This is a genomic window from Algoriphagus ratkowskyi, from assembly GCF_002150505.1.
Taxonomy (GTDB): Bacteria; Bacteroidota; Bacteroidia; order Cytophagales; family Cyclobacteriaceae; genus Algoriphagus; species Algoriphagus ratkowskyi.
Genome location: NZ_MSSV01000017.1, coordinates 1 through 19,612 on the forward strand (window position 1 = coordinate 1; position 19,612 = coordinate 19,612).

General features: G+C 40.1%; 17 protein-coding genes. 5 read left to right on the plus strand and 12 right to left on the minus strand.

Annotated features, from left to right (window positions below; genetic code table 11):
- The first annotated feature begins 149 nt into the window (after positions 1-149).
- From BVH02_RS22060 to BVH02_RS16300, 3 genes are all read left to right on the plus strand, one after another.
- Positions 150-758: a putative DNA modification/repair radical SAM protein gene (locus BVH02_RS22060; RefSeq protein ID WP_394363992.1), complete on the plus strand. Its 609-nt coding sequence runs from the start codon at positions 150-152 to the stop codon at positions 756-758.
- A gap of 63 nt (positions 759-821) precedes the next feature.
- A complete protein-coding gene (locus BVH02_RS22065; protein ID WP_394363993.1) occupies positions 822-1,412 on the plus strand; it encodes a hypothetical protein in 591 nt (196 codons plus the stop codon).
- Positions 1,413-2,192, plus strand: coding sequence for a TIGR03915 family putative DNA repair protein (locus tag BVH02_RS16300; RefSeq protein WP_086502537.1), 780 nt, complete (start codon positions 1,413-1,415; stop codon positions 2,190-2,192).
- 266 nt (positions 2,193-2,458) lie between these two features.
- On the opposite strand, the gene BVH02_RS16305 is transcribed toward BVH02_RS16300, so the two are convergent.
- Positions 2,459-5,647: a CheR family methyltransferase gene (locus BVH02_RS16305; protein WP_086502538.1), complete on the minus strand. Its 3,189-nt coding sequence runs from the start codon at positions 5,645-5,647 to the stop codon at positions 2,459-2,461.
- 276 nt (positions 5,648-5,923) lie between these two features.
- Between BVH02_RS16305 and BVH02_RS16310 the strand changes: the two genes are divergently transcribed.
- A complete protein-coding gene (locus BVH02_RS16310; RefSeq protein WP_086502539.1) occupies positions 5,924-7,669 on the plus strand; it encodes an ABC transporter ATP-binding protein in 1,746 nt (581 codons plus the stop codon).
- Positions 7,670-7,787: 118 nt separating this feature from the next.
- Here the strand turns inward: BVH02_RS16310 and BVH02_RS16315 are convergent, their stop codons facing one another.
- From BVH02_RS16315 to BVH02_RS16360, 10 genes are all read right to left on the minus strand, one after another.
- Positions 7,788-8,477, minus strand: coding sequence for an HAD family hydrolase (locus tag BVH02_RS16315; protein WP_086502540.1), 690 nt, complete (start codon positions 8,475-8,477; stop codon positions 7,788-7,790).
- Positions 8,478-8,749: 272 nt separating this feature from the next.
- Positions 8,750-9,664 (minus strand): alpha/beta hydrolase, encoded by a 915-nt coding sequence (locus BVH02_RS16320; RefSeq protein WP_086502541.1) that lies wholly within the window; start codon positions 9,662-9,664, stop codon positions 8,750-8,752.
- A gap of 116 nt (positions 9,665-9,780) precedes the next feature.
- Positions 9,781-10,122, minus strand: a complete 342-nt coding sequence (locus tag BVH02_RS16325; protein ID WP_086502542.1) for an L-rhamnose mutarotase — start codon at positions 10,120-10,122, stop codon at positions 9,781-9,783.
- A gap of 223 nt (positions 10,123-10,345) precedes the next feature.
- Positions 10,346-11,653, minus strand: a complete 1,308-nt coding sequence (gene fucP / locus BVH02_RS16330; protein ID WP_086502543.1) for an L-fucose:H+ symporter permease — start codon at positions 11,651-11,653, stop codon at positions 10,346-10,348.
- A 33-nt stretch (positions 11,654-11,686) separates the two neighbouring features.
- Complete coding sequence (locus BVH02_RS16335) at positions 11,687-12,451, minus strand: L-fucose dehydrogenase (protein WP_086502544.1); 765 nt, start codon at positions 12,449-12,451, stop codon at positions 11,687-11,689.
- Between the two features lie 109 nt (positions 12,452-12,560).
- Positions 12,561-13,385: an amidohydrolase family protein gene (locus BVH02_RS16340; protein WP_086502545.1), complete on the minus strand. Its 825-nt coding sequence runs from the start codon at positions 13,383-13,385 to the stop codon at positions 12,561-12,563.
- Positions 13,382-14,242, minus strand: coding sequence for a fumarylacetoacetate hydrolase family protein (locus BVH02_RS16345; protein ID WP_086502546.1), 861 nt, complete (start codon positions 14,240-14,242; stop codon positions 13,382-13,384). The genes BVH02_RS16340 and BVH02_RS16345 overlap by 4 nt, the downstream gene beginning before the upstream one ends.
- 214 nt (positions 14,243-14,456) lie before the next feature.
- Positions 14,457-15,215, minus strand: a complete 759-nt coding sequence (locus BVH02_RS16350; protein WP_086502547.1) for an SDR family NAD(P)-dependent oxidoreductase — start codon at positions 15,213-15,215, stop codon at positions 14,457-14,459.
- A 165-nt stretch (positions 15,216-15,380) separates the two neighbouring features.
- Positions 15,381-16,463, minus strand: coding sequence for a Gfo/Idh/MocA family protein (locus BVH02_RS16355; protein ID WP_086502548.1), 1,083 nt, complete (start codon positions 16,461-16,463; stop codon positions 15,381-15,383).
- Positions 16,453-17,133 carry a peptidylprolyl isomerase gene (locus tag BVH02_RS16360; RefSeq protein ID WP_086502549.1) on the minus strand — a complete coding sequence of 227 codons (681 nt, stop codon included), beginning with the start codon at positions 17,131-17,133 and terminating at the stop codon, positions 16,453-16,455. Before BVH02_RS16360 ends, BVH02_RS16355 begins: the two co-directional genes overlap by 11 nt.
- A gap of 60 nt (positions 17,134-17,193) precedes the next feature.
- Between BVH02_RS16360 and BVH02_RS16365 the strand changes: the two genes are divergently transcribed.
- On the plus strand, positions 17,194-18,414 hold the full coding sequence (locus BVH02_RS16365) for a GAF domain-containing sensor histidine kinase (protein WP_086502550.1): 1,221 nt from the start codon (positions 17,194-17,196) through the stop codon (positions 18,412-18,414).
- Here BVH02_RS16365 and BVH02_RS16370 read toward each other — a convergent pair.
- On the minus strand, positions 18,389-19,543 hold the full coding sequence (locus BVH02_RS16370; protein WP_086502551.1) for a 1-acyl-sn-glycerol-3-phosphate acyltransferase: 1,155 nt from the start codon (positions 19,541-19,543) through the stop codon (positions 18,389-18,391). The genes BVH02_RS16365 and BVH02_RS16370 overlap by 26 nt on opposite strands.
- Positions 19,544-19,612 lie beyond the last annotated feature (69 nt).

Consider the following 19,612-nt stretch of genomic DNA (forward strand, 5'->3'; position numbering starts at 1 on the left):
AATAATTAATAATTGAGATTTCAAATAGGCGCATCGATTAAGAATAGTGCTTAGTTCTAGTCATCCAGCAGCACAATATTCTCGTAGAAAAAACCAGTGAATCTAACGATCAAATCATCCTACAACTCTGATCAAGACAGAATCCAAATATGTCCTTCGAACGCACACAAGAAAAATTAAAAATACTTGCAGACGCAGCAAAATATGATGTCTCCTGTTCATCCAGCGGTAGCAATCGAAGTAATGCTACCAAAGGGCTTGGAGATGCTACAGGTATGGGCATCTGTCACTCATATACCGAAGACGGACGCTGTGTTTCTTTACTGAAAATCTTGTTGACCAATTATTGCATTTTCGATTGTGCCTACTGTGTGACACGCAAAAGCAATGACATCAAACGAGCAGCATTTCAGGTGCAGGAAGTGGTGGATTTGACAATAAATTTTTATCGACGCAATTACATTGAAGGCTTATTCTTGAGCTCTGGGATTTTTAAAAGTGCTGATTACACAATGGAGCGGCTGGTGGCTGTTGCTAAAAAGCTAAGGTTGGAAGAGAATTTCAATGGCTACATTCACCTCAAATCAATCCCTGGAGCTTCGGACGAATTGATGAAAGAAGCTGGTCTTTATGCCGATAGATTAAGTGTTAATATTGAGATTCCTACTAAAGAAGGTTTGAAGTTGTTGGCTCCTGAGAAAAAGCGCGAAGATTTTATCAAGCCAATGATCAAAGTCAAAAATGAAATCATTCTTTAAAATTCAGAAAAGAAGCTTATTAAGAGCACGCCCAAGTTTGCGCCAGCTGGACAAAGCACGCAGATGATCATCGGTGCCAGTGGTGAAAGCGATCAGCAAATCATGTGGACCTCAGATTACTTTTACAAAAAGTTTGACTTAAAGCGGGTCTACTATTCTGGATATATCCCCATCAGCAATGATAACCGCCTGCCTCAACTTGGAACTGCCGTGCCGATGCTTCGGGAAAATAGGTTGTATCAGACTGATTGGTTGATGCGCTTTTATGGTTTTGATGTACATGAGATAGTAAACAATGAACATCCAAATCTCGATTTGGATATAGATCCGAAATTGGGATGGGCTCTGAGAAATTTAGCCCATTTTCCAGTCGATGTCAATAAAGCAGATAAACATATGCTGGCAAGAATTCCTGGTTTGGGCATGAAGTCAGTCCACAAAATTATTCAGGCAAGACGCTTCCGTAATTTAAATTGGGAGCACTTACAGAGAATGGGTGTGGCGCTCAATAGAGCCAAGTATTTTCTAGTATGTGCTTCCCATGATTTTGAACGTCGGGATTTGACAGGACCCCAACTGAAATCGCTTATTCTCCAAAACTCGACCAGTAAGTATCAAAAAATACTAAGTCCACAAATGAATTTGTTCGGGTAAATGATCAAGCTTCAGGATTCTATATTGGTTTATGATGGTAGTTTTGATGGGTTTTTAACCTGTGTTTTCGAGGTATATGAATTGAAATTGAAGCAGGTTTTTATTTATAGAGAGGGTCTGGCGCAGGAATCATTATTTGGATCGAGCAAGGAAGTGATAACTGATCCGATCAAAGCAGATCGTGTATGGAAAGGCATTTCTAAAAAAACATCGGCCACAGGTAAAACGCGGATATATTATGCGTTTCTGAGTGAAAAGGCTGAAGTTGAAAATCTCTTATTACGGTATATTCAATATGCACTTCGGAGTGAAATTCAGATAGATTCGGATTTTGCTAATGAGGATGTTTTGAAGGTGACGCAGATAGCCAAAAGTGTAGGCAGAGAAAAACATCGAATGGAAGCTTTTGTGCGCTTTCGCTTGACCAAAGATGAATTTTACTTTGCTACCATCGAGCCAGATTTTAACGTCCTACCACTTATTTCTAAGCACTTCAAACGTCGATATGCCGATCAAAAATGGATTATTTATGACCTTAAGCGTCATTACGGTATTTTTTATGACTTGGAGAAGGTAGATATTATCCACCTGACCTTACCCGAGAATTTTAATGCCACGCAAAGCTCTTCAGAATTTTTCGCAGATGAGGAACTGGAATTTCAGACTTTGTGGCAGGACTATTTTAAAAGCACGAATATTCCTTCTCGAAAAAACATGAAACTTCATATTCAGCATGTTCCAAAAAGATATTGGAAATACCTGAGCGAAAAAATTGAATAAACAGAAGAATGCCGAAAGGGGAATAGATTAATCAACTGCTCAGGTTCCTATTAATACTGTGTAAGCGTTTATTTGTTTTTCAAACTTTACAACCTATTTCATGGTTCGTGGCCTGATCAAGACAGAATAATTTTACAGGAATATTGATTTCCTGAAAAAGCACCCTCAGTTTCATGTTTTGGTAAAAAAATTTTCAACTACATGACCTACATGTAGTTACAGGGTTTGTTTTCATGTATCAATGAAGCTAACTTTCAACATCACCTCTAATGTCTAGGATTGTTTATAAAATAAACTTTAAATATAGAGCCCTTTCCCAATTCACTTTCTACCTCTATATCTCCTCCTGCATTGGTAATGGTTTTTTTCGCGAGATATAAACCTACTCCGCTTCCTTCCACATGCCTGTGCGCCCGTTGGAATACTCCAAATATTTTCTTGATCTTATCTTTAGCAATTCCCAATCCGTTGTCTTGAATGGACAGAAGAGTAAATTTATCAGATTTCTCTGTTCGAATAGTTACTTCAAGAGGACGGTCTGGAGACTTATATTTAATGGCATTGCTAAAAATATTAAACATGAGACTTCTTAAACTCTTTTTAGAAAATTGAATCTCAGTTTCTTTCAGATCATAAGTTATTTTAGCATCTGATTTCACTAGCATAACTTTTATACTCAATTCAACTTCTCTCAATAGCTCTTGGACGTTAATGCTTTCCATCATATCCATTTCACTTTCTATTTTAGATATATCGGTCAGCTCATAAATGATATCACTCAGATTTGCGGTAGATTTTTCAAGCAAGACCATCAATTCGTTTATGTCTTCTGATTTCGGATTAATAGCTTCATATAGATGAGAAATGATTAACGCCAAATTTGACAAAGGTCCTTTTAGATCATGTGAAACAGCATAAATAAAAGTATTATGATCTGTATTTAGTCTGGATAATTTATCCTGCACCTTTTTTAATGCCGTAATATCATTAAATGTAATAATAACGCCATGAATTTGATTATCCTGCTGTTTAACGTAGGGTATCCCCATCATTTGATACCATCTACCGTCTAACGTTTGAACCTCTTTTTGAACTGTTGCTGAAGAAGTGATCACTTTTTCGATATCATCCATCAGGGTTGAGAAACGTAGATTATTAGATATATCACTTAAGGTTCTGCCAATATCGCTATCCTTAAGGTTGATCTGCCGAATTGCAGACGGAGAGAATTTTCTTAGAACAAGTTCTCGGTCAACATATAATTGTGCACTGATGGTCGATTTGAAGTAATTATTCAAATCATCATTCAACTCTGCAAGCTCTCTGATTTTCAGCTGGTATTCATTATTTACAGTTTGCAGCTCTTCATTTACTGACTGTAGCTCCTCATTAATACTCTGCATTTCTTCATTACTGGAAATAAGCTCTTCATTATAGGAAGAGATATTATCATTAGATTCTTCCAGCGCATCATTGGCTTCTTTCAGTTTTTGTTTGGTCTCTGAAAGTTCTTCTTTCAGATCTTCTAGATGGCGGTATGTATGTTCTTCTTTCCCGAAGTGTTCAGTATCAGTGTTGGTAATTTTTTTCGTTTTGTCTTCGCTGAACAACACAAGAAATTTGGTTTCTAAACGATGATCTTTTTTCAGTAAAGGCTTTACCGTAGCATTCACTGAGTGAAGTGTGCCATTTCTTTCAAATTTTACTTTTAAAATACTTGTCTCTTTTTCATTTTTCAAAGCTTTACGGATGGTGGTAGAAGTGGCAATGGAGAGATTCTCCGGCAACATTTCAAGCAAATTGAAATTAAAAATTTTAGGGAGGAGGAATTTCTCAATATTTCCTAATGCATGTACGATCTTAAAATCATAATCTATCCAAATTGCGGCTTCATATCCAGTTACATCCAGAAGTGAGGAGTTAACCATCTCTGTAAGAGTGCTTTTTAAAGCACCTTTTGGGGATGTTGAATTTTGGTCTAAATCACCCAATTGATTAGCCAGAGCGGGAGTACTATAAGTGCTGTCCTTGAAATTACTGACCTTCTCGATACTTTTAAATATTCTCCATTTCTTATTTACCTCAAGGAAGGATTTCTTTAGCTCACCTAAGCTTTCATTAGGGCCCAAAAATAAATAACCCCTTAAATTCAGGCAGAAATGAAGGGAAGCAAGTATTTTTTTCTGAAGGATAGGGTTGATATAAATGAGCAGATTCCTACAACTAATTAAATCAATTTTACCATAAGGAGGTTGCTTGACAATATCGTGATCTGCGAAAATGAGCATTTTCCTAATTGTGTCGCTTACCTTGTAATGATCGCCTTGCTTTACAAAAAACTTATTAAGTCTTTCTTTTGAAATATCATTTATGATGCTATCAGAATAAATTCCTTTTGAGGCGTGAAGAAGTGCTGATTTGTCAATATCGCTAGCAAATATCTTTACTTCAAGATTTTTCTGTCGTTCGGTCAGTTGCTCCAAAATGATAATAGCAAGTGAATATGCCTCTTCTCCTGTGGCGCATCCGACAACCCAAACTTTAAGGATGTCAACCTGCAATTTATTATCAATAATTTCCGGAATGACTTTGTTTTCTATTACCTCAAAAGCTGCTTTATCTCTAAAAAATTTAGTGACACTTATTAGAAATTCTTTGGCAAGAATACTTATTTCTGAAGGATTGTCTTCTAAAAAATCAGCAAAATTTTCTAAAGTTTCTACCTTATTTTTAGTCATTCTAATAGCTATCCTTCTTATAATTGTTGGACGTTTATATTCTGTAAAATCAAGAGGAGTGTGCTTCTGTATTAATCCGAGTATTTTCACTAATGCGTCCTCGTTAGTTTCGGATAGTCGATCAGATAAATTATTTTCTAATAAACCCCGTTCTAGGTGCCCAATTATCTCTTTTGGAATTCTATCAGGACTGAGGATTACATCCACATTTCCTGATAGAATTGCACTGTTAGGCATACCATCAAACTTTGCACTTAGGGGATCCTGAACGATCACAAAACCGCCGTGTCTTTTTATGGCGGCTATCCCTTTAGTTCCGTCGGACCCAGTGCCAGAAAGGATGACTGCAATACTTTTGTCTTTATGGCTTGATGCCAAGGAATCAAAAAATATGTCTATGGCCGTATTAGGATGCTTGGCTATGATGTCAGTCAGAAACAATCTTCTGTCCTTAATGGTCATATATTTTCCTTGGGGCATCAGATAAACAAGGTTCGGCTCAACGTACATGCCATTCTCAGCGATTGATATTTTCAGTTTGCTGTGTTTTGCAAGTAGAGCTGACATGAAGCTTTTGTGATCTGGGGAGAGATGCTGGATGATCACATACGCTACCCCGTCCTCAGGAGTGTGGTCAAAAAGCAGATGAATAGCCTCCATTCCCCCTGCAGAGGCTCCAATTGCTATTATATAAAAGTTATTTTCTTTATTTTTCATGCTTATGAGAGAACGCGATACCTAGTACTATTGAGAATATGACAGTCTAGTAAAATTCTTACCCTTCTGGTATTATATGGGGTTGTCAAAATTCTGTCTTTGGATTTTGTGTATTTTGGAAGGTAAGTAAAATATAAATAACAGAAACCCATTATTCTCCAGGACCAAAATGATAATAGGCGATATTCAGCCCTAAAATTATCAAGTCATGAAGTTCCGTTCATTTTGGAACTGAGTAACAAGAAATGTGGTTTCCCAGACTTAACAAACTATTTCATGGCTAAGAAAGCAGAGCGTAAAGTGACCATGGCTCAGGTCTTTAAGACGATTATTTGGCCTAGGAGAAAACACTTATTTTTAGGGTTATTTTTGATCATTATCTCTCGACTAGCAAGTCTTGTGCTGCCTGGAGCGAGTAAAATCTTGATTGATGACGTGATTCCCTCCAATGATCTGGAGATGCTCAAATGGCTGATCGGAGGAGTGGTTCTAGCAATAGTGATCCAGTCGGCTACCTCTTATGCGCTTACACAAATCCTAAGTGTGGAAGCTCAAAATCTTATTTCCAAGCTAAGATCTCAAGTGCAAGCTCATATTATCAAGCTTCCTATTCGGTTTTTTGACAATGCGAAAACTGGTGAACTGGTATCCAGAATCATGACCGATGTGGAAGGAGTTCGAAACTTAGTCGGAACTGGCTTTGCGCAGATGATAGGTGGTATTCTGACATCTATAGTTTCACTGTTTTTATTGATCAACATCAGTCCCAAAATGACTTTGTTTGTGCTACTTCCAGTAGTAATCTTTGGATTGGTTTCTCTGAAGGCTTTTGGAAGAATTCGCCCTATTTTCCGCGAACGCGGCAAGATCAATGCCCAAGTGACCGGCAGACTCACCGAGACGCTGGGAGGAATACGGGTGATCAAAGGCTTCAATGCCGAACAGCAGGAGATTAACACCTTTGCAAGAGGAGTAGATGAGCTTTTTCAAAATGTAAAAGCAAGTTTGACTGCAACGAGTTTCGTGACTTCCATGGGAGCCTTATTGTTGGGACTGTCCTCCGCCGGCATCATGGGAATGGGCGGTTATATGATCATGCAAGGTGAGATGACATTTGGAGACTTCCTTGCTTTCACGCTTTACTTAGGATTTATGATCGCGCCGATTGTACAAATGTCGAATATTGGGAGTCAGTTGACCGAGGCTTTTGCGGGTTTGGATAGGACAGAAGAAATTATGAATACGCCCTTGGAAGCGGATGATACGTTGCGAACTCTCAGCCTGAAAGAGTTCAGAGGGAATATTGTTTTCGACAATGTTTCCTTTGCCTATGAGGAAGATAAGGAAGTGATTAAGGGTGTGAGTTTTCATGCTCCAGCTGGTTCTGTAACGGCATTGGTAGGAACTTCTGGTTCTGGGAAAACAACAATCGCTGGACTTGCGGCTACATTTCTCAGTCCTGATTCTGGAGTTATTACCTTGGATGGGAATGATTTGCAGACGGTGACATTAGATTCGTTCCGATCCAGACTTGGCGTGGTGCTGCAAGACGATTTCCTGTTTGAAGGAACGATCCGGGAGAACATTCTTTTCCCACGGCCAGATGCAAGTGAGGATGATTTACAAAAAGCGGTAGTTGCTGCTCACGTACAAGAGTTCACAGATCGTTTTGAAGAGGGTTTGGATACCCTCATAGGTGAAAGAGGAGTGAAGCTCTCTGGCGGACAACGACAGCGGATTGCCATAGCTAGAGCGATTTTGGCAGATCCTAGAATTTTGATATTGGATGAAGCTACTTCCAATCTTGATACAGAGTCGGAGACGTTGATTCAGGCGAGTTTGAAAGAGTTGATGAAAGGACGGACGACCTTCGTGATTGCTCACCGTTTGAGCACAATACGTCAGGCAGATCAGATTTTAGTAGTGGAAAAAGGCAATATCGTAGAGCGAGGTCAGCATGATGAGTTGATTGCACTGGAAGGTAGATATTATCAGTTGTATACGTATCAGTCCAGAATTTAAAAAGACGGGAGACGGTAGACAGGAGACGGGAGACGGGAGACGGGAGAAGGAAGACAGAAGACGGAAGACGGAAGACCGAAGACGGGAGACAGGAGACAGGAGGCCGAAATCCCAAACCTTACATTTCTTTAATCATCTTCACCACCTGAGCGATGTGTTCAGCTTGTCGGAAATTATCATGTTCTACCTCATGCTGTATCATCTCATGAGCCCAAGTAGTATGAAAAGGGATATGAATGGCGTGTCCTCCCAGTTCCAATACAGGCAGCACATCCGATTTAAGGCTGTTTCCCATCATTAGAAATTCGGCTGGATGCACATCAAGATGTCGGACAAGCTTGGCAAAATCCGCTTCTTTCTTTTCGCTCATGATTTCGATGTGGTGGAAGTAATGATCCAACCCAGACTTTTTTAGCTTTTTCTCCTGATCTACTAAATCTCCCTTGGTGGCCATTACTAATCGATAGTCGTTCTGCAATTCAGCCAAAACTTCTTCTACACCGGGCAAGATCTCCACTGGTTTCTCCATCATTTCAAATCCGATTTCCAGTATTTTATCAATAAAAGTGACGGGGATTTTGTGGTCAGAAATTCGTAAGGCTGTCTGGATCATGGATAGGATAAACCCTTTGATCCCGTAGCCATATCGGCCGAGATTATCTATTTCGGTTTGATAAACCTCCTTGATGACACTGTGCCTCGGCATAAATGGCTCCATCAACTTAGCAAATTCTTCTTCAGCTTCGCGAAAAAATGGTTCATTAACCCAGAGGGTATCGTCTGCGTCGAAGGCTATTACCTTTATCATTTTGAGATTGTAAAATTGAAAGATTGTAATTACTTGTCCGCCGAGGCGGATTTGATGATTAGGCAGTTGAAAGTTTGAAAAGTAGTAAGGAGCAAAAGTAGATTGTTTAATTAGGTGCAGATTACCTGTCAGACTGAGCAGAGTCGAAGTCCTATTACTATTGTTTTTTATTACCCTTCGGCTTCAGCTAGGGTGACAAACTAACTGTCTAACTAATTAACAACTTACTACATACCTTTTACTTCTTACTTCCAACTCCAACCTAAAACTTCCTACTTCAAATCTTCCATCCAATCGATCAGCACATCTCTCCAACCATCGACTGCTCCTTTGCCCAATCCAAAACCAAAGCCATGGCCACCTTTAGGATAGATGTGAAGTGATGCAGGTACTTTGTTGGCATTAAGGGCGTCGTAATATAAGAAGCTGTTTTCTATAGGAACTCCACCATCGTCCTGTGCATGTACCAAGAAAGTTGGTGGCGTTTCCGCTGTTACATTCAGTTCACTAGAGAAACGATCAATCAATTCCTGACTGGCATCAGCGCCGATTAGATTTTTTCTAGAACCTGAATGTGCCGACGCATCTCTAAAGGAAATCACAGGATAAGCCAAAATAGAAAAATCAGGACGTGCAGAAATTGCATCTATAGCATCCTTTGATCTATCCACTTCATGTGCATACTGCGTGCTGACGGTAGAGGCTAAATGTCCTCCAGCGGAGAAACCCATTACGCCAACTTTAGCTGGATCAATTTTCCATTCTTCGGCATGATGTCGGACAAGACGCACAGCCCGCTGCGCATCAAGCAAAGGAACTTCCTTAGCGTCTGTCAGAGACTTGGAGTTTGGAAGTCTGTACTTGACCACGATTCCCACGATACCTTGTGTGTTTAGCCACTTGGCAAAGTCTCTTCCTTCCCAATCATAAGCCAGAATACCATAACCGCCTCCAGGAAAAATAACTACCGCCTGACCAGTTCGCATTTGCTTGCTAGGGAGAAAAACTTCGATCTGTGGTATTTGCACATTTTCTATCCGGATAATTCCTTCCTCAATCGCTTTTTCCTCCAGCCCCATATCGGTCTGTAGTGGGGGAGTTCCCTCCCAAAGAGGAAGGATGATTTCTTGCGCGCTCACTAGGGTACTGGTCATGACTAAACTGAATAGTAGAAGTAATTTTTTCATCTTTTTATTGTTTCGCTTTAAAATTATCCACGTGACTCTTGAATGGAGTTTCGTATGTTGTAAACCTTTGCCACAGAGTGATATTTTTATTTAAAATAGATTTTATAAAGTTTGTTTTAGGCTTTGAAATCAAAAATCCGGTCCATTAACTGCCAGCGCCAAGTGTCTGGAGTTCCGGGCAAATTGGTTTGGTATTGGCCTAGAAATGATTCCCATTCCTGCACTTTTTCATTGGCATTGTCTAAGGCAGCTTTCCTTTCGAAGGTAAAGTTTTCATCTCCAACCAGTATCATGCTAAGTCTGTGACGCCATCGATAAATGCTCATCGCCAAAATCCCGGCATCATGAAGACTCTGGATGATAGCTGGCGCAACAGCTTTGTGGCATTCAACATAAGCCTGAATTGCTTCTTCATCATCTTTCAGGTCACAGATTAATACAAAGGTTTGGGTATTCATATTAGGTTGAAATTTAGAATATGCTCTCAGATAATTCTTTTATAAAAATGCCTAGTAGAAAAGATCGTGGTAAAATCCCCCTAGCCCGCTTTGAAAAAGGGGGAGTGCCTCATTTCTACTTTTACTCCTCAATTAAGTCAAGTCTTCGACTTCATTCAAGCTGATAAATTAGGTATTTCACGTATGAAGGCTTACGGTAGAAATCTCTTTATTTCCCAATCTCTCATTCTCCCACCTTCTTAACTCTCAAACTAAATAACAAAACCATTACAAAACAGGCAAGTGGAAGAATGAAAGAGAATTTGACTTCAGGAACGCCTAGAATTAATGTGTCGTCATACCCTGATCCACCGATATCCATGATCATTCCCTGAAGCGTTGGCATCACTGCCCCGCCCACAATAGCCATGACGAGGTAAGCTGCGGCAAATTTAGAGTCTTCGCCCAAGCCGTCCAATGCGATACCGTATATGGTAGGAAACATCAAAGACATAGCAAAAGAGATAGCTACCAATGAATAAAGACCGATCATTCCGGGTAAGAAAATAGCTCCAGCTGTGAATACTATAGCTAGGATGGTAAAGATGGTAAGCAGTTTTGAAGCAGAAATATATCTCAGTAGAAAAGTGCAAATCCAACGCCCTATAAGAAAGACCACCAAAGCGGTATAGCCATAATTCACAGCATCTGCATTTCCAATACCAAGAACTTCTGCGTACTGATAGATGTACGTCCACACCATGATTTGCGCACCTACATAGAACATCTGAGCGAGCGTGCCTTCTACGAAATTCCTGTTTTTCAGTAAGCGACCCATAGTTGCTCTAAATTCCACCTTCCCGGTTTCCTTGCTTTCTGGCATTTTCATCATCGCGATGACTACTAATATTGCGATCACAACAAGCCCGAGTATGACATATGGATTTCGAATGATTAACAGATCGGCGGTTCGGATTACAGCTTTGGCCGCTTCATCTAAACTGGTAAAAATGATAGTGCCATCCGCATCAGTTGCATTTGACTGAAGTGAGTTTAGTATAAATTGCTTGGCAACAAAAAGTCCAGCCAAAGCTCCCATTGGATTAAATGCTTGTGCAAGATTCAAACGCTGCGTGGCGGTTGCCTCTGGACCCATAGACAAAATGTAGGGATTGGCCGTAGTTTCTAAAAAGGCTAATCCAAACGTTAAAATATAAAGTGAAGCAAGGAAAAACCCATAACTCTCCCATGCTGCTGCAGGGTAGAATAATAATGCTCCAAACCCATATAAGCCAAGTCCTAGCAGGATCCCTGTTTTATAAGAGTACTTTTTGATAAAGAAAGCAGCTGGCAATGCCATGGTAAAATACCCTCCGTAAAAGGCCATTTGCACCCAGGAGGCTTGTGTGTTGTTTAGCTCGAGTACGCGCTTAAACGCCGCCACCATGGGATTGGTAATGTCATTTGCGAAGCCCCATAATGCGAAAAGAGAAGTGATTAAGATGAAGGGAACGAGTAATTCCTTGGGTATTAAGACTGGTTTTTGGGTCATGGGTAAAAGTAAGGTTATGGGGATTGCTAAGTTTTATATTGCTCGATCAAGATGGGTGTAGCCGCCATCCACAAATAGATGCTGCCCGGTAATATGTCTTGCCTTGTCAGAAAATAAAAAGATCGCCATCGCGGCTATTTCTTCTGGTGTGGTCATGCGGTTTCCCAGAGGGATTTTAGCGGTGATTTCTGCCAGCTTCTTCTCAGGATTGGGGAATGTATTGATCCAGTTCTCGTAAAGAGGGGTAAAAACCTCCGCTGGAATGATGGCATTGACGGTGATCTCATAAGGTAGGAGCTCCACTGCCCATTCACGGGTAAGTGATAACTGGGCACCTTTGGCAGCAGTGTAACCTGATGTGCCGCCTTGACCTGTGACGGCTGTTTTACTGCTGATATTGATTATGCTTCCTTTGGCTTCTTTCAAATAAGGTAAAGCATAATGTGCTAAATGATAGTAATGATTTAAGTTCTTGGCTACCGATTTCTCAAAAGCTTCAGGGCTTCCATGCTCCAAGCCTATGCTGTCATTTGCACCGGCGTTATTGACCAAGCCGTCAATTCTGCCATATTTTTCAAGGGTAAGTTTGACCGCTTTTTTTGAGTCAGCTGCTTCAAAGAGTCTCATAGGAATCTGAAAGGCTTCTCCCAATGCGATTATCTCAGCACTTTCTTTTTCATTGGGATCAATCATCACGGGAATTGCTCCCTCTTCTATCAAAGCTCTGGAGATGGCGCCACCTATTCCTTTGGCTCCGCCAGATATCAGGATGACTTTATTGCTTAGGTTTAGGTTCATTGTTTAATGTTTGTCCACGGTCTACTGACAACAGGCGACTGCAGGTTATTCTAAAATTTCATTTTATACTCCAATAGCGGTCGTCTGCTGACTGTCGTCTGTTGACTTTTCAAATCCCATAAAACTCCGCAGCAGTATTTCCCATGATTGCTTCTTTTTCCGTCTTCGAAAGTCTATCCGTGAATCGTTCCACCACTTCCAAAACCTGCTCGTACTCTCCCGCGATCTTACAAACTGGCCAGTCGCTGCCAAACATCAGACGTTTCGGGCCAAATAGCTCAAGTGCTACATCTAGATAGATTTGCAGGTCTGTGGCTTTCCACTTCTTCCAATCCGCTTCCGTGATCATTCCAGAAACTTTACAAGAAATATAATCTCGCTCAGCTAGTGGCGCCATCTCTTTTTTCCATGCTCTCCAGATACCCAATTTAATGTTAGGTTTAGCGATATGATCTATGACAAATGGTTGCTCGGGAGCTTTTTTAATAAATTGTAAAGTAGCTTCCAGTTGTGTGTGGAAAATAAGTATGTCATAGGTGTAGCCTCTTTTTCCAATTTTCTTGATGCCACGGATAAACTCCTTTCGCAGCATATAGTCAACAGGTTTTGACTGCAGAATTTCCCGATAGCCTTTCAACTTTTTTTGCGAAGCAAATTGGTCTAACTCCTTGTCCAGTGCATCAGACCCCAAATCTGCCCAGCCTACCACTGCTTTGATCTGCTCGTATTCTTCGGCTAAATCGCAGAGAAAAGCAGTTTCTCGAAAGCTTTCATCAGATTGCACAGCCACGCAGCCATCGATCTGATGTTCCTTTAAAATCGGGATAAGGTCATCAGGAAGAAAATTCCTCTGGATCACCTTCATTTCGTCGGTGATCCAAGAGTGTTTTTCAGGATTGTATTTCCAAAAGTGCTGGTGGGAATCCAGTCTCATGCTTCAGGATCGTTGATTGCTACTTGTTTCGATTCGCCCAAGCCGTCGATGCCAAGCTCGACCACATCACCTACTTTTAAGTAAGTAGGTGGAGTAAGTCCAAGGCCAACGCCCGCTGGAGTTCCGGTAGAGATCACGTCGCCAGGCAGTAAAGTCATGTATTGGCTCAAATGTGAAATAAGGTAAGGAATGTTAAACACCAAATCTGACGTGTTGCTGTCCTGAAGCATTTTACCGTTCAGCTTGAGCCAAAGTCTCAAGTTATGCGGATCTTGGATTTCAGTTTTGGTGACCAAAACCGGTCCAAGAGGAGCGAAGTTATCCGCACTTTTACCTTTCACCCATTGCCCACCATGATTTAGTTGAAAGTCGCGTTCAGAGACGTCGTTATGCAAACAGTAGCCAGCAACATAATCCATAGCATCTTCTTGGCTCACATATTTTGTGCGTTTGCCGATTACCACAGCAAGCTCAACTTCCCAGTCAGTTTTTACAGAGTTCTTAGGGATCAAAATATTGTCAAATGGCCCGCAAAGAGAAGAGGTAGCCTTCATGAAAATGATCGGGATTTCCGGAACAGGCATCCCGGATTCCAGTGCATGCTTTCTATAATTCAAGCCGATGCAAATGATTTTTGAAGGGCGAGCTACGGGAGAACCTAACCTAGAATCAGCTGGTATTTCATTTAGATTTTCCTCGTTTGCTTCCAGCCATTTTTCTAGTCTTGCTAAGCCATTGTTAGTGAAAAAATCTTCATTCCAATCCTCTTCAAAGCCTGAGCAGTCTAGGTATTTCCCAGATGCACTTTGGATTCCTGGTTGTTCATTTCCGGCTGCGCCAAATCGTATTAATTTCATTTTTAAGTATTAAGTAGATAGTAACAAGTATTAAGACTTTAGAATCAAGACACAAGATATTAGATTTTAGAATCAAGACTTTAGTATTAAAATTGGAGTGCCAAGACTCTAGGTTTTAGATTAAGTGAGTAGGAGTGTATGATTGAGTTCAATAAATTCGTTGAGCTCGTACCCCGATAGCGATCGGGGCGTATTTCTTGATTCGTACCTCGAATTACATTTTCAATCCCAAGAACCCGCCGTCAATCGGAATATTAGTTCCTGTCATAAAACTTCCTGTTTCTGCACTTACGAAATAGGCGAGTTCGGCTATCTCCACAGGAGTCGCCATTCTGCCAATCGGCTGAGTAGCGGCTAGTTTTTCAAACATTTCCTTTTCCTGACCCGGATAGTTCTTTGCTATAAATCCATCTACAAACGGTGTGTGAACTCTACCGGGTGACAGGCAATTGCAACGAATGCCATCAGCAACATAATCCCGAGCAACGCTCAACGTCATAGAAAGTGCTGCTCCCTTAGTCATACTGTAGGCAAATCGATCTGGAATACCGATCGTTGCGGCTACAGAAGCCATGTTTAAGATAGATCCGCCACCATTTTCCTTGAGTTTTGGAAGTGCGGCTTTGATGCAGTTGAACATTCCTTTCACATTGACTTGAAAAACTCTATCGAAATCCTCAGACGAAGTAGTTTCCACTTTTCCCACATGAGACACACCTGCATTATTGATGAGGGTGTCAATTTTTCCTGGAATGGACTGTATTAATAATTCTATTTCGGCGGGATCAGAGACGCTACCGCAAAGAAAAGTCACGTCAAAGCCTTTACTTCGCTCATCTTGCGCGACTTTTTCTCCGATCTCAGGATTTATATCTATGAAGTAAACTTTGGTTTCTTTGAATGCAAAAAGCTGAACCATAGCTAGTCCGATACCCGATGCTCCGCCTGTAATAAGTACTGTTTTATTTTTCATAAGTATAGCAAAATGGAAGGTAGCACCTGCAATTTTTAGTGCCAAAGAATATTACATGGATTATGTGGAATGTTTGAACACTTTTTCACAGGATATTATCAAAAATCAAAATTTCATACCCTTAAACATCTAACTTTTGACATAATACCATATACAAACATTTGTCTATCCTAGCCTAACTGTCTCCCCGGTTTTCACTGACTCATCACAGGCAAAAGCAATTTTCAAACTGTTCAGCGCATCTTCCAAATGCGCATCTAGGTTGATGTTTTCTTGAATGGCTTTGAGGAAGTACTGCTGCTCTCGATTGCAAAGTTCCTGATGATCTGGCTCGTCTTTCAAATCGATCCATTCGTCTGGGGTGGTGAAATTATTATTATCATCAATCTCTGCATGATGTACTCGAATGGATTCGGTTTTGGTATGCGCATCCACATTGTCCGATTGGCCACTGGATCCAGCATCCTTCGCTGTGATAGAAACTGATCCTTTTGGCCCAAAAACATCCTTTACAAAAAAGGCTGTCTCACTGACCATCGGTCCCCAGCCAGCTTCGTACCAGCCTACAGAACCATCTTCAAAGCGAATCTGAAGTTGACCGTAATTGTAATTGTCTTCAGAAATATCTTCTGTCAGTCGAGCGCCTATTGCAGATACTGAAACGGGTTTTGACCTGGTCATCTGGCACATCACGTCAATGTAATGTACACCGCAATCCACAATAGGGCTGAGGCTTTTCATGAGATTGCGGTGCACATCCCACATGTATCCTTGACTTTGTTGATTGAGATTCATCCGCATTACGAGTGGCTTTCCAAGCTTTTCAGCTTCTTGAATAAACCTGATCCAAGAAGGATGATGCCTTAAAATATAGCCTACGACTACTTTTTTGTTTACTTCCTTAGCTTTCGAAATAATTCGCTCGCAACCAAGAATTGTGTCTGCCAGTGGTTTTTCTATAAAAATATCGCAACCCGCTTCAAGTGATTTTAAAGCAAATTCCTCGTGAGTATCGGGATAAGTAGAAATGCAAACTGCATCAGGTTTTGACTGCGCTAATGCTATGTCGAAATCTGAAAAAAGTGGATAACTGGCTTGAAATTTCTTGTTTAGTTTCTGGTTGGATTCCCCTCTCGATACTAATCCGCATATCTCGAATTCAGGAAAATTGTGGTAAGCTGTAGCATGGGCAATCCCCATATTTCCACAGCCAACTACAAGGATTTTGATTGGGATATTATTGCTCATTAAGTGAGGTTTTAGAGTGTTCTTGGGAATTTAAAAAGATCCTTTCAATTTGATTTACAGGGATTTGGATGATGTTTACTGATAATGTAATTGGATTGAGCGGCTCGTCATTTCCGTCTCGTTTTACTCGTACAATTTGTTCGATCACACTCATGCCTTTGATTACCTGACCAAAAATTGTGTAATCTCCGTCTAGTCTTGGAATACCTTCTGGGTTTTGCACAATATAAAATTGACATCTTGCAGATAATTTTCCGGGATTGTCATCTCTACCAGCTCCCACGGCGCCATAAACATGTTTTAAATCATTAACAAATTCAGGTTCCAAAAGGTACTCAGGATCTGTGAAACCGTCCTCAGTATCAGGGCAGCCGCCTTGAGCAACAAAATTTGGAATGACGCGATTGAAAGTCAAGGAGTCCCAATAGCCAGCATTTGCCAACTCAATGAAACTTTCTTTGTGATTTGGAGTACGATCATCAAGACTAATTAAGATTTCCCCATAGAATGTGATGATTTGACCAACAGACACAGTTTCTTTTGTCGTCTGTGCAAAAGATTTAGTTGATATCCCGATTAATAGGTTGATTATTAATAAATTAATTATTGTGACCCATCGGTAAAGACATCTTGCTTGTATGTGGAATTTGAAATAAAAAGGTGTTGTCATTTAGTTTGGACAGGAAATTGTAACATTTTTAATTTTACCAATGATATTAAAAGTAGTAAAATGAATAAGATTTCCTCTTTAAAAGATAATGAATTGCAAAGGCTTTTAACACTTAGTAATCTTGGGATCGACTATAATGATCCAAATCTTGGACTTGACTATCTTACTGAGCTTGCCGCGAAGGTTTCTGGTGCTCAAATTTCCCTTGTAAATCTTATTGACACTTTTGCACAATGGAGTGTGTCAGGATACGGTATAGAGTTCAATCAAATACCAAGGGAGGAATCTATATGTCAATGGACTATTCAAACAGAGGTAGATGAAGGTTTTGAAGTTCATGACTTGAGTAGTGATGAACGTTTTAAAAATTTTTTCTATGTAAAAGGCGTGCCAAATCTCCGCTACTATATGGGAGTGCCATTAACCCTACCGGAAGGATTTAAGCTAGGAGCACTCTGTGTAATGGATAGTAATAAAATTAATCTTTCTGACAATGTTAAGGAGATTTTGAAATTGATTGCTAAGCAGATTGTAGATCGGCTCTTAATTAACAGCAAACTTGCTAACCTTAAGAATAAACTCAAACTGTCAGAATTAAGCCAAATTAAATTGGCGCACGACATCCGTGGCCCTATTGGAGGGATAATTGGTTTGTCAGATCTGATTACTTCGGAAGGCTTGAATTTAGATGAGAGTGAAATACCGGAGTACTCAGAAATGATCAAACATAGCAGTTTGTCCTTATTGGATTTATCTCAAGATATTCTTTCTAAAGATTTTGATGAAAATTCGAACCTAACGGATGGATTAACAGAAGGTGATATAAATCTGGTAAAACTCAGAAATACAATTATTCGCCTCTTCGCGCCACAGATAAAAGTTAAACAACTAGATTTTAAAGTTAATCTAGGGAAAGAGAACCAATTTCAGCCGTTCACTAAAATGTATGTGTTGCAAATTTTGGGGAATTTGCTTTCTAACTCTATCAAATTCACTAATCCGGGGGGTGAAATTTCGTTAGAAATGAATTTAAGATTAAGTGAGATGGATTTATTTTTAGAAATAATAGTTGAAGATAATGGTATGGGTATACACTCATCCAAAATCAAGGAAATCCATAAAAATGGAACTTCTACGCTAGAAGGAACTAACGGAGAAGTTGGCTTTGGTTTGGGGTTGAATCTTGTGAGACAGCTCGTCAATCAACGAGATGGTACTATGGACGTAACCTCTGAGGTTGGAAACGGGACGAAGTTTAGAATTGAGATGAAGGTGAATTAATATTGAGGGCTACCTTTTGATTATTTACAGGATTGGCATACATACTTAAAAAGCTTTTGATCAAAAATTCATTTTTAGTATTCACTTTCTCAAGCATTCTTTTCTCGAAAGCGGTTTTTTCTGCATCCGTATAGAAGTTCACATATTCTTCATTTCCATAAAGTAAGTCATGTGCAATGTAGTTGCTAGGCCATAGCTTGTAGCCGGTCCAGATTTTATGGTCTATAGTCTCAGCTAGCTTCGTCAATTTATCAGGTTGATTGAGATCCATTGCAGAGATCTCTCGAATTTCTTTGTTCAAAACCCCGTTGGCTTGCAAATGAATGCGCTTTTTCGTGCCCATGATGCCTCTCAGGAGATTTAGGAAATCCTCATGTTCTCCTTTGATATATTTCTCATCTTTAGATTTAGCTATCCATTCCGGCATTTTCAAGACATCTGTGGGATCATATTCATAGGAAATCGAAATAGGGACCACTTTGATTTTTTCAAAATATTCGAATGGATTCTTGCCTTCATCAGATAGGGTAAGCATTTTCAAAACCCCACGATGTGTAGAATCATTGCCGTCTTTTGTTCTGCCTTCGCGCTGAGCAGTCCACACAGATCTATTTTCAGAGAGGAGAGATTTTTTAATGTACGCTGAGGCCAACTTTGAACTTTCGAGAAGCGCACGTCCTTGCAGTCCGCGTTTGATAGCGAAGTTTCGGTTTAGTCTGGAAAGGGTATGCAAGAATTGCTTTTGGATCAAATTATCTCCAATTGCAGAAGTTGTGAGGATTAATCCATTTTCGTAGAGAACAGCATTTAGCAAGGAAGTGTCTAAAATGATGTCGCGATGATTTGAAATAAATAAGTAAGCAGTATTCGACTCTAATTGATCGAAACCGCCTGTACTCAAACCATCAGAGCTTTTTTCTAAGACTTTTTGAATTCCAGGGTAAATGAAATTTACTTGAAAGTCTCTCAGCGAATGGGTATGGACCATCAAATCCTTCCAATGTTCCTTTGTGTCAGTGGGAAAAGTGAAACTCATCATTGCCTCCAGCATAGAATCATCTATGATCTTACGGATAGCAGCATTGGCTTCTGCATCATATAAAGGTCTGATTGAATCAAATTGAGACATAATTGTAAAGTGGGTGATATGCAAAAAAGCAAAATTCCGCTTAGAAATCTAAGCTTATTTACATTCATC

Coding starts and splice junctions, on each gene's coding strand:
- BVH02_RS16325 (WP_086502542.1), bottom strand. CDS start 10,122: ATGAATACCCAAACCTTTGTATTAATCTGTGACCTGAAAGATGATGAA.
- BVH02_RS16355 (WP_086502548.1), bottom strand. CDS start 16,463: ATGAGCAATAATATCCCAATCAAAATCCTTGTAGTTGGCTGTGGAAAT.
- BVH02_RS22065 (WP_394363993.1), top strand. CDS start 822: ATGATCATCGGTGCCAGTGGTGAAAGCGATCAGCAAATCATGTGGACC.
- fucP (WP_086502543.1), bottom strand. CDS start 11,653: ATGACCCAAAAACCAGTCTTAATACCCAAGGAATTACTCGTTCCCTTC.
- BVH02_RS16305 (WP_086502538.1), bottom strand. CDS start 5,647: ATGAAAAATAAAGAAAATAACTTTTATATAATAGCAATTGGAGCCTCT.
- BVH02_RS16335 (WP_086502544.1), bottom strand. CDS start 12,451: ATGAACCTAAACCTAAGCAATAAAGTCATCCTGATATCTGGCGGAGCC.
- BVH02_RS16345 (WP_086502546.1), bottom strand. CDS start 14,242: ATGAAATTAATACGATTTGGCGCAGCCGGAAATGAACAACCAGGAATC.
- BVH02_RS16340 (WP_086502545.1), bottom strand. CDS start 13,385: ATGAGACTGGATTCCCACCAGCACTTTTGGAAATACAATCCTGAAAAA.
- BVH02_RS22060 (WP_394363992.1), top strand. CDS start 150: ATGTCCTTCGAACGCACACAAGAAAAATTAAAAATACTTGCAGACGCA.
- BVH02_RS16370 (WP_086502551.1), bottom strand. CDS start 19,543: ATGTCTCAATTTGATTCAATCAGACCTTTATATGATGCAGAAGCCAAT.
- BVH02_RS16310 (WP_086502539.1), top strand. CDS start 5,924: ATGGCTAAGAAAGCAGAGCGTAAAGTGACCATGGCTCAGGTCTTTAAG.
- BVH02_RS16350 (WP_086502547.1), bottom strand. CDS start 15,215: ATGAAAAATAAAACAGTACTTATTACAGGCGGAGCATCGGGTATCGGA.
- BVH02_RS16300 (WP_086502537.1), top strand. CDS start 1,413: ATGATCAAGCTTCAGGATTCTATATTGGTTTATGATGGTAGTTTTGAT.
- BVH02_RS16365 (WP_086502550.1), top strand. CDS start 17,194: ATGAATAAGATTTCCTCTTTAAAAGATAATGAATTGCAAAGGCTTTTA.
- BVH02_RS16320 (WP_086502541.1), bottom strand. CDS start 9,664: ATGAAAAAATTACTTCTACTATTCAGTTTAGTCATGACCAGTACCCTA.
- BVH02_RS16360 (WP_086502549.1), bottom strand. CDS start 17,133: ATGACAACACCTTTTTATTTCAAATTCCACATACAAGCAAGATGTCTT.
- BVH02_RS16315 (WP_086502540.1), bottom strand. CDS start 8,477: ATGATAAAGGTAATAGCCTTCGACGCAGACGATACCCTCTGGGTTAAT.